Consider the following 12,100-nt stretch of genomic DNA (forward strand, 5'->3'; position numbering starts at 1 on the left):
CATCCGTCACGATTTCGCGGGGGCGTTCGGGCCCACCGCTGTACCGGCCATCGACACGTGGATCGGCGAGGCTCTCTCGGAGAGTCGCCGCTGCGGGGTGCCGGAGGGTTCGGGTGCATCCGATGCCGAGGTGCTGGCGCGGCGCCGGCGGGCGCGCGGTGCGGACGGGGGCCGTCGGCGCGGCAGTAGCGGCAGGCGGGGCGTGAGCAACGAGGTCGTGATGACGGAAGTCGCTGTGCGCAGCCGTAATTGGCGATTCCACGGTCGAATGTCGTTCGACGCGAACTCGTTCGGTGTGGTCCGGCCCGGCTGGAAGGGGTCGATCAGGAGTGCGAGGATCGCGGAAAGAGGTATGGCATTGTCGAGTACGCAAGATGCGTGAACGCCACGGGCAGCCCCTCTCTGTTCGGTTGGCCTCGGATCAGGCGCATGCAGTTGGAGCGCCGGTCAAGTAGCGGAAGCGCCCGCTTGGTAATGATTCCGTAAAGTCGCGATCCACGCAAATCGGATGACCTGCGGTTCTGCCCGGCTGGGTGGCGAAAAGTGTTGTCGCACAGATTGATACGCAAAGAGAATAGATGTTTCGCATACCAGGTGAAATAGGCCACCCGGTCTCATTTGCTGAACAATTGCTTCCCTGCTCTTCCGGGCGTGATGCCACGCCGGTAGACAGGTCGGGGCGAGCCGCCCGTTCAGGTTTGCCGGGGAGGTGTCCGATATGCGAGGTCTATTCGTGCCGTGCGTCGTGTTCGGCGCCGCGCTGGCGGCCGGACTGGCGCTGGTGAGCCCGATCGCGCTGGTGTGGGCGGACGGCACCTCGGTGCTGCAGGCCGAACTGCTAGTGCAGAACATGCCGGAGGCGTCCGCGGCGGGCGCGATGACGGCGGTGATGGTGGCCGTGGTGATCGGGGCGCTGGGGATTCCGGTGCTGAGCTGGTTGGCCGTGGTGTGCGGGCTGGCGGGAGTGATGGTCGATCACTTGGCCGCCGGGGCGCTGACGCCCGCCCCCGCATTGACGACGCTGGACTACGCCGACGGGCTCTGGGGCGGTGTGATCCTCGGCGGGCTCGCGGCGGTGCCGGCGCGGCCCGGAGTGCGCATCGCGTTCGTGCTGGGCGCGGTGGCGAGCATCGTGGGCGGCACCCTGACCGAGACTCCGCTCAGCTATCGCGCGCCCCGCCCGACCGCATCGCAATCGTGGCCGTTCCTGGATTCGCCGCCACTGTGGCTGGTCGGCCCGCTCCTGATGCTGGCCGTGTGGTGCGCCTGGCGCAATCGCCGCACTCCGCTGCCTCCGGTGCGCCGGGTGATGTTCGGCGCGCCCACCGAAGTGCCACTGCGCCCGGTGATTTCGGCGCTGCTCGTGGTCGTCGCCACCCTGTGGAGTTCGTCCTGGCTGGCCGACGGCCGCGTCGATGTGGCGGCGGTGGTGCTGGCTGTGGCGGTCGTCGTGCTCGCCGCGGTGGTGGCCGGCTGGCTGCTGCCCGGGCCGGACGGCGAATTGGTCACCGGCGCCGTGGCATTGACGACGGTGGCGAGCGCGGTGATCTTCGTGCCGATGCCGTGGTGGTCGATCTGGGGTCTGATCCTCGCCGTCGTCGCCGGGTTCGTAGTCGGAAAACGCCGCACGGCAACACTTCTTGCACCGGTCTGCGTAGCCGTGATCGCGGCGGCGGTCGCCGGCGTCGAAGCGCTGGGGCACGGCGGCGATGGTGTTCGGATCGCGGCCGCTCTGGCCCTCGCATTCACCGCCGGCTGCCTTTTCGCCGTCGCCGGATCCCTCGACGGCCGGAATCTGGTGGTGGCCACCGCTCTTCTGTTCGTGCCCAGCGTCGTGATCGCGATGCGCGGCCGCGACTTCGGGCGTGCGGTGTACTCACCCAAGTGGCTACAACTTTCGGGCGACGTCCACGCTTGCGCACCCTGCCTGGCCGCGGCCGCCATCGCGGCGGGTTGCGCAGCGGGCGTTTATCTCCAGCGAAAATGCCGTCCGGACCACCGAACCGGCTCGATCGAGACGCCGGTCGCAACAGCGCGTTCCGGCTTGGACGCAACCTCACCGTCGGCCTCACCCAGGTCAGCGCCGCCTAGCCCCGGCGAGCAACGAGCCGAGGATGGGAGAGCAACGCCCGCCAAGCCCCCTCCCACGGGAACCGCTCCCGATACCCGCTCCCGCTCCTCGGCTCGTGCGGCGGATCCTCCATCAGCACAGTCACACCCCATTCCGAAAGGTGCTGCGCCGCCTTGCTGATAGGCGGAAAGCTGAATAGCGCCCGATTGACCGACGGTACCGCCACCACAGGCAAGCCCCCGCCAACGGCCTCGACGAGCAACCCGAGCGGCAGCGTATCGGAAATCCCCACCGCCCACTTCGCCAGCGAGTTCGACGTGATCGGAGCGACGATCATCCCGTCCGCGGGCGGCAACACATCCGGCGAACCGTGCTCCTTATACGAGCTGCGAACGGGATATCCCGTCATCGCTTCCAACTCCCCGACATCGATGAACCGAATGCCGTTCGGCGAAGCCACCACACAGACATCCCACCCGCCGGCCTGTGCCAACTCCACGAGAATCCCGACATCCCCGGCCGGAGGCGCCCCCATCACGATGGCATACAGAACCGGTTGCCCTCGATCGTTCATACCGTCGATCGTGTCAGGTTCGCGTCCGCAATGGTGTGTTCGACTGCGCTACGCGGGACTGACTCCGCACCGCTTCGCGAAACGGCCGAGATCGCCAGCGGTCAGGTCCCGGCGGGCCTTGCGCATCATGTGGCCGACGAGTTCACGCACGACTGTCATGGTGCGAACCTGCTGCGGTGCAAGGTGTTCGGCCCGCAGGAGCGCGTGCAATGACCGCGTGTAGTCCCGATCGAGGGCATGCGCACGCCCGATCTCCACGAAGTACTGGGCTCGTCGACCGTGCACGGTAATCGATTCGGGATCGAGGCCGGCAGCCAATCCCAAGACCTTCCCGGACTCGCGACGTTCCATCGCCACCGACATCTCCCACAGCCCGACATTCTCGGGCCCGAAAGTGACATTGCGGACCAGTGATCCGCCGGTTGGGGTACTCGCGAGCCGTCGCGCCTGTTCGGTGGCTTCGGCAAGGTGCGCGGCAGGATCGCCGCCCAAGGCCGCGGATACCAGAGCCGACTGAAGATGGAGCATGCCGTACATCTCGACCTCGCCGACGGTTCGCACCTGCGGTTCGAGTCGGGATGCCGCCTGCTGCGCGTATTCGAGTGCGGCGGGGAGGGAGTCGGGACGGGACAGCAGAATCTGGCTGCGGGTGAAGCCGGCGGCAGCGAGTGCCGCGGTGCCGTCGCTCTGGTCGGCCGCCCGCTCGACCTCCTGCATCGCGGTCCAGGCGAGCGCGGTGTAGCCACGCGCCTTCAAGGCCGCCGCTGTCGTGTAGGCCGCGGCAGCGAGAACGTCCCAGGCATTCTCCCGATCGCCTTCGGTCCCGTCGCGAATATGGCGATAGCAGTCGTTGAGCATCGGCGCGAGGATCGGCCCCAGCGATGCGTAGTCGCAGGCATGGCGAAGTGCCGCCGCCTTGACGGTCATCGCCGCGAGTTCTCTCAGCGTCCTCGGATCCGCTGTGGCGGTGGTGTTTCCGCGTGTCCACAGTGCAATCTCGACAGCTGGTGTCGACGCGTGAAATCCCTGTGCGGACGGGTCGAGACGGTCCTGCTCCTGTCCGGTCAGATCACCGACGGTAACCCCCAGCGCCTGCGCGAGCGCATAGAGCACCTTGCGCGAATCCACCGGTCGTTCGCCGTTCTCGTATTTCGCGATCGCGCCCCGGCTCACGCCGATCCGGTCGGCCAGGACCTGCTGTGATATTCCGCGCCGGGCCCGGATGACACGCACCTGCCGACCGACGAACCGGCCTTCGTCGAAGCCACGGCCTTCACCCATGCGTACTCCTCGTCGACGGTCTTCGACTCGCGCCACATGTGTCCCGCCACGGGACAGTGCCCGCTGATTTCACTGACAGGCTAGCCCTGACCGTGTCGCGACGTCGCTACTTCCCAGGAGGACGAAGGATGAGACACCGACCTACCGCACTCGGATGGATCAACTACGAAATCACCACCTCGCCCAACTGGGATCGCGCTCGAGTACGGCAATTGGCCCACCGACTCGGCTACACGCTGCTTTGGGCGCCGACCGACAGCGTGCTCGACATATCGGACATCATCCGTGCGGCTGACGTGGACGCGATCATCACTCCGACCCGGGTCCATCTGGGCGCGACTGCCCTCGACCGTGCGACTCACCTCTGTGACGTCGAAATAGTCAGCCCAAGAACATCTTTCATCCGTTCGGCAGTGGTGGAGGTAGGTATTTGAGGACGGCGGAGTTCCTTGTTCTGAATGTTCTGAGTTCAATTGGTCACTAGAGTTCAACCGGTCCTATCCGGACACACCGCTATGGTCGTGGGATGACTCTCGAACCGCTGGCGCTGCCGACATCCGACTGGGCGAATTGGCTCGATGGGTACGTGCGTGAGCAGCTGCGGATCGTGGGGGAGACGATGCGGGTGTTGCGGGATGGTGCTGGGCTGGATGTCGGGCGGGTGCTGGGGGTTTGGAACGACGGGGATATCGCGTTGCGGGCTGCCGATTCGGCTGCGGGGTTGTTCGCGGAGGTGCATCCGGATGGTGAGGTGCGGGGGCTTGCCGAGAAGCTGGTTCAGGATATTGATCGGGTGAAGACCGATCGTGATCTCGACCGGGTGCTTTTCGAGACGGTGGTGGGGACGAACCCGGCGGGGCTGGATGCGACCGGTGTACGGATGCGCGAGCATGTGTTGCGGGATTTCCGTCGGGCCGGGGTGGACGGTGACGATGCGACGCGGGCGCGGTTGCGGGCGATCTCGGAACGGCTTGCTGTGCTGGAGCAGGACTTTCGCCGGACCATTACCGAGGATGTGCGGACGCTGCGGTTCGCGCCCGAGGTGTTCGACGGTCTGCCGGACGATTTCGTCGCGGCGCATGCGCCGGGCGCGGATGGGCTGGTGGAGGTCAGTACCGACTATCCGGACTATCTGCCGTTTCGTACCTTCGCGCGCGACGCCGATGCCCGCCGGGCGCTCACGGTCGAGTTCGAGAGCCGAGGCTGGCCATCGAATAACGATGTGCTGCACGAGATCCTGGACCTGCGCGACGAGAAGGCCCGGCTGCTGGGGTATTCCGGCTGGCCCGACTACGACGCCGAAGTGAAGATGATCGGCTCCGGCGCGGCCATCGCCGAATTCCTGGAACGGATCTCGGCCGCCGCGACCGAGGCGGGCCGCCGCGAACTCGGCGAACTGCTGGCCCGCCGCCAGGTGGACGACCCCGCCGCCACCGGCGTCGACCGCTCCGAATCCGGCTACTACCTCGAACTGATCCGCCGGGAACGCTTCGACGTGGATGCCCGGGAAGTGCGCCGCTACTTCGATTTTCAGCGCGTCCGCGCCGGTCTGCTGGACGTCACGGGCGGACTCTTCGGCGTCGAATACCGGCCGGTGGAGGTGCCGGTCTGGCACGAGGAAGTCACCGCCTACGACGTCTACACCGACGGCGAACGCCGCGGCCGGATCTATCTCGACCTGCATCCGCGCGAGGGCAAGTACAAGCACGCCGCCCAGTTCGACCTCGTCGCCGGCGTCACCGACCGGCAACTGCCCGAGGGCGTGCTGGTCTGCAACTTCTCCCGCGGCCTGATGGAACACGACCACGTGGTCACCCTCTTCCACGAATTCGGCCACCTGCTGCACCACATCCTCGGCGGCCGCCAACGCTGGGCCCGATTCTCCGGCGTGGCCACCGAATGGGATTTCGTCGAAGCGCCGTCGCAGATGCTGGAGGAATGGGCTTGGGACCCAACGGTGCTGGCCACCTTCGCCGTCGACGAAACCGGCGCGCCCATCCCGGCGGACCTGGTCGCGCGCATGCGTGAGGCCCACGAGTTCGGCAAGGCGCTCGGAATCCTCACCCAGGTCGGCTACGCCGCGATCTCGTACGAACTGCACCACGACCGCCCCGCCGATCACACCGCCGCGGTCGCCGACGCGATGGGCCGGCACAGCCTCATCGCCCGCGTGCCCGACACTCACTTCCAGACGTCCTTCGGCCACCTGTCCGGCTACACCTCGGGCTACTACACCTACCTGTGGAGCCTGGTCATCGCCAAGGACCTCTTCTCCGCCTTCGACCCCGCCGACCTGCTCGATCCCGTCGCCGCGCACCGGTATCGCGACCGCGTCCTGGTTCCCGGCGGTTCCCGCGACGCCGCCGATCTGACCGCCGACCTGCTCGGCCGCCCCTTCACCTTCGACGCCTTCCGATCCTGGCTGAACCGCACCCCCTGAATCGCCGGGGACGTCAGCGTTGACTTCACGGTGAGCCGATCCCTTCCCGCCGCGGCCGTCCGCCGTCACCGTCGGTGCATACATTCGCATGTCCTCACCCCGGCTCGGCGAAGGAGCGATCATGTCTGTCACCGACGAATACCTGTCCAACAATGCCGACTACGCCGCCCAGTTCAGCGGCCCGCTGCCCCTCCCGCCCAGCAGGCACGTCGCGATCGTGGCCTGCATGGACGCCCGGCTCGACGTGTACCGCATCCTCGGCCTGAAAGACGGTGAGGCGCATGTCATCCGGAATGCGGGCGGGGTGATCACCGACGACGAGATCCGGTCGCTGGCCATCAGTCAGCGGCTGCTCGGCACGACGGAGATCATCCTCATTCACCACACCGACTGCGGGATGCTGACTTTCACCGACGATCAGTTCAAACGTTCGATTCAGGATGAGGTCGGCGTCAAACCGGCCTGGTCCGCGGAATCCTTCCCGGACCTGGATGAGGATGTGCGCCAATCGATCCGGCGCATCGAGAACAGTCCGTTCATCACCAAGACCACGTCGCTGCGCGGCTTCGTCTTCGATGTCGCGACCGGCAAACTGATCGAGTCCGTCTGACGGGGGCGATACGAATGGGGCGCCCGAGGTAACGGGCGCCCCATTGCGCGGACGGGCTTCAGAAGCGCTGCCCGTTCGCACCGCCGAGCGTCAGCGGGTGTGCCCGCTCGTCGGGTGTCGCCAGATGCGCCCCGGCCCGATGCGCCGGACCGCCCGCCGCCACCAGCCGCGAGTCCGGCGCGGACGGCATCACCCGCCGCGAGTCCGGCGCGGACGGTGTCACCGCGGACGCCGGGGTCACCGCGTCCGTTCGCGAATTCCGGTCGCGGCGACTGTTTCTCGTCACCATCGCGGCGATCATGCCCGCGACGGCGGCGATAGCCAGCCCCAAGGGCAGGGCCCACCATTTGCTCGCCGAGTCGGTCCCGTCCCCGCTGCCCGCGGCCGCCGATCCAGGCGGTTTGCTCGCCGCGGAGACATCGATATCACCGATCCGGCCCGCGAGATCGGGTGGGACGGTGACGAATCCGCCGTCCCGGCTCCAGCTGATCTGCACGGGATCACCGTTCTGCCCACGGAAGGTCTGGCTGTAGACCCCGTCGGCGACCGCGGTATCACTCATCGGCGCACCCATCGGCCCGTCGGTCGCGTCCAGCTTCGACCACGCCGCCCGGATCGGACCGCGAACCAGCCAGGCGCCGTTCTGCGGACTCCACTCGATGGTCGCGCCATCGGGCGCGGAGAACTCGCTGAACCGGGCCGTACCCGCGACCGCGGCATCCGACTCGTCGTTCGTCGGATAACCGAGCCCGGCGTCCGGGCCGCCGAGCGCGAGATACTTGTCCAGGATCGCGCCGTACATCACGTGCGCGCCGGTCTCGGGCGAGTAAACGATCTCTCCGCCTTGATAATTGCGCGCCGCACCGTCCGGCCCGAACGCGTAGACCTCCCCGGCCGGTTGGCCGAGCGGGGATGAAGCACCGCCCTTGTCCTGGTAGTGGGCGTCGATGGCCGCCTGCGCGTCCGCCGGCTGAGCGGTCGCGACGGGGCCGGACAGCAGACCCGTACTCCACGACCCGCACACGCCGAGGACGACGGCGGCACTGAACAGAGCTTTCCTCCAATGTGTCATCACGAGGCTCCTCAGAAGAAGCGTCCGCCGGGGCGGACGACGTCAGCGGATATCGCCCGTTCGCGGTCTGGTCACCAATCCCAGTGCGGCCGAACAGATCGCGCCCACCACGCCGCCCGCGGCGACCTGGGCGAGGATCTGGCCGAAATCCAATCCGCTACCGGTGGCGGCCTCGATGATCGCGCCGGTGATAGCACCGGCTACCGCACCGACGAGCGCGTGCACGAGCACACCGAACGGGCTGCGCGCGCCACCGATCCCGCCGCCCACCAATCCCCCGAGCAGACCCAGCAGCCATTCCATGATTCCTCCTGGTCGTCGATCGGACGAGTGGCGAAAAGCTAGGCATCCCTGTCGTTTTCGGAGCGATCGAGATCGACGCCCTCGGCCTCCACGCGCTCCTTGCGCACGGTGCCGGTGACGGACTGCTGATCCTCGACCTCGTCGACGGCCAGCCGGACCCGTTCCACCGGAACGGTTTCGGTGTCCACCCGCACCCGGTCGGCGTGCAGGGTGACCTCGCGATGCTCCTCACCGATCTCGGGGTGCTCGCCGCTGCCGGTGATCGGCTCCCGCTCCAGCCGGACCTCTTCGTGGGAGGTGGGCACGGTGATGGTCTGCTCCTCCTCGACCACGTACTTGTGCAGCCGGGCCGACCCGACCTCCTCGCGTTCGGTGCCGACCACCATGCGTTCCTCCGAGCGCAGCATCGATGCGGCGTCGGCGCGGCCGTAGGTCATCGGCTCATCGGGGCCGGGCTGCACCCGCTGCCGGCCGGTGGCGGTCATGCCGCGGCGCTGACCACCGCCGTAGTGGGCGAGCAGTTCCCGTTCGGCCTCGGGGTCCAGCCGGCCGCCGTGATCGAGATGCGGGGCGCTGCGCACCAGCTCGCGGTCCACGCTGACGCGCAGCGAATTGTCCTCGGGCCGGTATTCGGCGCCCGCCAGCGGCGTCAGGGTGTGCCCGCCGGGGCCGTCGTCGGCTACGGCCGCCCAGGTGGGCGCGCCCGTCTCGTCGTCGACATAGAAGCTTTCGACCCGGCCGATCTCGGCGCCGGCCGAATCGCGCAGTGTGCAACCGATCAGTGAATCCAGCGTTGTTCTCGCCATGATCTCTCCTCTTCGTCGGTGGTGTTCCCGCAGGGCAGGGCCCTGCGCGAATACCGCGTTGGGAAACGATCCGGGTGGTGAGGTGCTGCGTTTCGGCACATACCCGTGGCGCTCGCTGTCAAACAGTCAGCAAACTCGGAAATCGGGCGGACCGCGCGGCGCGTGAGAGCATGGGCGGCGTGACCGAAGACCTGCAAGCCATCGCCTCCGACAACGAGCAGATCATCGCGGCCGGGGGTTATCTGACGGCCGCCGGACGGTACGTCTCACTGGCTTCCGGGGTGCGGGCCGCCGTCGAGGGCACCCGGATGTTCGGCCCCGAACCGGTTCCGGTCACCCTCCGCGATACGGCCGCCACCACCATCGAGGTGACCGGGGAAAGCAGTCTCGCCGCGGCCCGCCGACTGGTCGACGCCGATCCGGAGCCGGTGGCGGTTCTGAATTTCGCGTCCGCCCGCAATCCCGGCGGTCATTACATCGCCGGAGCCCGCACCCAGGAAGAAGCCCTGTGCCGGGCATCGGCGCTGTACACCACCCTGCTGAACGTGCCGCAGTATTACGAGTACCACCGCGGCACGCCGGACCCGTTCTACAGCGACCGCGTGATCCTCTCGCCCGCGGTCCCCGTCTTCCGCGACGACACCGGCACCCTGCTCGACACCCCGTACACGGTCGGCTTCATTTCCAGCCCCGCGCCCCGGACCAATGTGATCGAACGCGACCAGCCCGCCGAGGCGTACCGGGTCCCCGCGGTACTGGCCGCCCGCGCCGAACGAATTCTCGAAACAGCAAGTGCCTACCGCCGTTTGGTGCTGGGCGCCTGGGGTTGCGGCGCCTACGGCAACGACCCCACCACGGTGGCCGGAGTCTTCCGCACCCTCCTGATCGGCAGCGGCCGATTCGCCCGCCACTTCGACGAGATCACCTTCGCGATCCTCGACCGAACCCCCGGCGAGACCACCCGCACCGCCTTCCGAACCGCCTTCGCCGCAGCGTAAAACCGTTCCGAGCCCCGTAGCGCCGATTCAGTCGTGTCGAGCGGACCGCGCCTGCTCGACGGCCTCTCGGTCACGCTGATCCAGTTTGCGCATATCGCGGGGCTCGGCGAAGGGGGAGACCTCTTCCGGCAGCCCTTCCGCGATGGCCTTGCCGTGGTCCAGCTCGGCATTGATCTCCGCGCCCAGCAGCAGGGCGATATTGCTCAGCCACAACCAGACCAGGAAGATGACCACGCCCGCGAGCGAACCGTAGGTTTTGTCGTAGGAGGAGAAGTTGGCGACGTAGATCGCGAACAGTCCGGACACGATCAGCCAGAGCAGTACTGCGACAACGCCTCCCGGGCTGACCCATTTGACGCCGCCCTGCCTGGCATTCGGGCTGGCCCAGAACAGAATCGCCAGCAGCACCGTCACCAGGACGAACAGCACCGGCCACTTGGCGATGTTCCATACCAGCACCGTCGTATCGCCGAGGCCGAGCAGATCGCCGAGCTGCCGGGCCACCGGTCCGCTCACCACCACGATGATCGCGCTGAGCACCAGCAGGATCACCGCGACGATGGTGACGCCCAGCCGGATCGGCGCGGTCTTCCAGATCGGCCGGCCCTCACCGATCCCGTACACCACATTGGACGCGCGCATGAACGCCGCCACGTACCCGGACGCGGACCACAGCGCTATCGCCAAGCCCAGGATCGCCCCGAGTCCCGCCCCCTGTTTACTGGACTGGGCCTGGGTGACCAGGTTGTGCACGAACTCCGCGCTGGAACCCGGCGCGATCTGCTGCACCTGGTTCACCACGTCGTCGGCGGTGTCGGGCCCGAGCAATCCCAGCAGCGACACCAGCACGATCAAGCCGGGCACGATCGACAGCACGCCGTAGTAGGTGAGGGCGGCGGCCAGATCAGTCAGGTTGTCGCGCTTGAATTCCCGCGCCGCGCGCCGCACCACCGCGATCAGCGACGGTTTCGACAATTCGGTGGGACTCTCGGGCCGGTCCGCGTCCAGGTCGGGACGGGCTCCGGCCGGCGTCGGGATCGAGCGATCTGCGGCCATCGCGGTTCACCTCACTCGGATAATTCGTTCAGCAATGCACCCGCCGCGATGCGCGGCTGGTCTCGTGGTGCCCCGGTCCGCCACGGGTAAACGGCCGACCGGCCGAGGCATGCTGTCCTTCGATGAGGTCCCGCTGTAGGTCAATCGGTGCGCGGCAGATCGAGCGGCGGCAGTGGGCGCCGGCAGATCTCGTGCGCTTCCGCGGCGGAGAGGCCGAACATGCGCAGCAGATCCTCGGCCACCTGGTCGGTGGCCTCGGCGTCGTCGCGTTCGGGATGGTCGTGCAGCAGGCGTCCGAGGCACAGGGCCGCACCGGCGACGACGGTCATCGATAATTCCGGATCGCGAATGTCGAAGCGCCCGGCCGCGGCCGCCGCCTCGAGGTCGCGGCGGGCGCGAGGTGCGAGCCCGCGGTCCGAGTTCGCCAGGCGGAGACCGTCATTGAGCAGGACCTTGCTGAGGGTGGGGTGCCGGCGGTGCAGGCGGCCGGTGAGGCGGAAGCTCTGCGCGAAGACCTGGGCGGGATCGTCGATGTCCTCGCAGAGCAGATCGAGCAGGGCGCCGTGGCGGTCGAGCGCCTCCTCGACGGCGGCCTGGAACAGCTCCTCACGGCTCTGGAAGTGGTTGTAGAACGAGCCCATGCCGACGTCGGCGGCCTGCGTGATCTCCAGAATCGGCACATTGAGCTTGCCGTCGGCCAGCAGTGATTGCGCCGCGCCGACCAGTGCGGCGCGGGTGCGGGCTTTGCGGCGTTCCAGGCGATTGGGTCCCGACCCGTTGCTCGCGGTCATCGATACACCTCTCCTGCTGTCCGGACTCACCATCGTAGCCGCTCGTCTCAATATTGACGGAATCGTCAGATAGCCCTTGACTGACTCACCACTCGTAA

General features: G+C 67.6%; 10 protein-coding genes and 1 pseudogene. 4 read left to right on the top strand and 7 right to left on the bottom strand.

Translation table 11 applies throughout. The features are described 5' to 3' along the window. The first annotated feature begins 718 nt into the window (after positions 1–718). Positions 719–2,251: a hypothetical protein gene (locus NY1_RS44580; RefSeq protein ID WP_233434365.1), complete on the top strand. Its 1,533-nt coding sequence runs from the start codon at positions 719–721 to the stop codon at positions 2,249–2,251. A gap of 1 nt (position 2,252) precedes the next feature. Here NY1_RS44580 and NY1_RS44585 read toward each other — a convergent pair. Then, positions 2,253–2,645, bottom strand: a pseudogene (locus NY1_RS44585) (flavoprotein); the annotation flags it as partial. A gap of 48 nt (positions 2,646–2,693) precedes the next feature. After that, complete coding sequence (locus tag NY1_RS17400) at positions 2,694–3,962, bottom strand: helix-turn-helix domain-containing protein (protein WP_157762293.1); 1,269 nt, start codon at positions 3,960–3,962, stop codon at positions 2,694–2,696. 490 nt (positions 3,963–4,452) lie between these two features. On the opposite strand from NY1_RS17400, the gene NY1_RS17405 reads away from it, so the two are divergent. Together NY1_RS17405 and NY1_RS17410 are read left to right on the top strand one after the other, a co-directional pair. Continuing rightward, on the top strand, positions 4,453–6,366 hold the full coding sequence (locus tag NY1_RS17405; protein WP_067713965.1) for a M3 family metallopeptidase: 1,914 nt from the start codon (positions 4,453–4,455) through the stop codon (positions 6,364–6,366). A 121-nt stretch (positions 6,367–6,487) separates the two neighbouring features. Further along, positions 6,488–6,976, top strand: coding sequence for a beta-class carbonic anhydrase (locus NY1_RS17410; RefSeq protein ID WP_067713968.1), 489 nt, complete (start codon positions 6,488–6,490; stop codon positions 6,974–6,976). Between the two features lie 58 nt (positions 6,977–7,034). Here NY1_RS17410 and NY1_RS17415 read toward each other — a convergent pair whose 3' ends face one another. Genes NY1_RS17415 through NY1_RS17425 form a run of 3 tightly spaced genes read right to left on the bottom strand, consistent with a single transcriptional unit; the run spans position 7,035 to position 9,157 of the window. Then, positions 7,035–8,048, bottom strand: a complete 1,014-nt coding sequence (locus tag NY1_RS17415) for an LGFP repeat-containing protein (RefSeq protein ID WP_084535054.1) — start codon at positions 8,046–8,048, stop codon at positions 7,035–7,037. Between the two features lie 42 nt (positions 8,049–8,090). Next, positions 8,091–8,351, bottom strand: a complete 261-nt coding sequence (locus tag NY1_RS17420; RefSeq protein ID WP_067713973.1) for a hypothetical protein — start codon at positions 8,349–8,351, stop codon at positions 8,091–8,093. 38 nt (positions 8,352–8,389) lie between these two features. Continuing rightward, complete coding sequence (locus NY1_RS17425; protein ID WP_067713975.1) at positions 8,390–9,157, bottom strand: PRC and DUF2382 domain-containing protein; 768 nt, start codon at positions 9,155–9,157, stop codon at positions 8,390–8,392. A 179-nt stretch (positions 9,158–9,336) separates the two neighbouring features. Between NY1_RS17425 and NY1_RS17430 the strand changes: the two genes are divergently transcribed. Next, entirely contained in the window at positions 9,337–10,155 is an 819-nt protein-coding gene (locus NY1_RS17430) for a TIGR02452 family protein (RefSeq protein WP_067714494.1), read from the top strand. A gap of 27 nt (positions 10,156–10,182) precedes the next feature. On the opposite strand, the gene NY1_RS17435 is transcribed toward NY1_RS17430, so the two are convergent. Then, entirely contained in the window at positions 10,183–11,211 is a 1,029-nt protein-coding gene (locus tag NY1_RS17435; RefSeq protein WP_067713977.1) for a YihY/virulence factor BrkB family protein, read from the bottom strand. Positions 11,212–11,351: 140 nt separating this feature from the next. After that, the gene (locus NY1_RS17440) at positions 11,352–12,002 is read right to left on the bottom strand and encodes a TetR/AcrR family transcriptional regulator (protein WP_067713980.1); all 651 of its coding nucleotides are present in this window, start codon (positions 12,000–12,002) and stop codon (positions 11,352–11,354) included. Between the last annotated feature and the right edge of the window lie 98 nt (positions 12,003–12,100).

Source organism: Nocardia yamanashiensis NBRC 100130, assembly GCF_001613325.1.
In the GTDB taxonomy this organism is placed as follows: Bacteria; Actinomycetota; Actinomycetes; order Mycobacteriales; family Mycobacteriaceae; genus Nocardia; species Nocardia yamanashiensis.

Coding starts and splice junctions, on each gene's coding strand:
- NY1_RS17410 (WP_067713968.1), top strand. CDS start 6,488: ATGTCTGTCACCGACGAATACCTGTCCAACAATGCCGACTACGCCGCC.
- NY1_RS44580 (WP_233434365.1), top strand. CDS start 719: ATGCGAGGTCTATTCGTGCCGTGCGTCGTGTTCGGCGCCGCGCTGGCG.
- NY1_RS17405 (WP_067713965.1), top strand. CDS start 4,453: ATGACTCTCGAACCGCTGGCGCTGCCGACATCCGACTGGGCGAATTGG.
- NY1_RS17435 (WP_067713977.1), bottom strand. CDS start 11,211: ATGGCCGCAGATCGCTCGATCCCGACGCCGGCCGGAGCCCGTCCCGAC.
- NY1_RS17440 (WP_067713980.1), bottom strand. CDS start 12,002: ATGACCGCGAGCAACGGGTCGGGACCCAATCGCCTGGAACGCCGCAAA.
- NY1_RS17420 (WP_067713973.1), bottom strand. CDS start 8,351: ATGGAATGGCTGCTGGGTCTGCTCGGGGGATTGGTGGGCGGCGGGATC.
- NY1_RS17415 (WP_084535054.1), bottom strand. CDS start 8,048: ATGACACATTGGAGGAAAGCTCTGTTCAGTGCCGCCGTCGTCCTCGGC.
- NY1_RS17425 (WP_067713975.1), bottom strand. CDS start 9,157: ATGGCGAGAACAACGCTGGATTCACTGATCGGTTGCACACTGCGCGAT.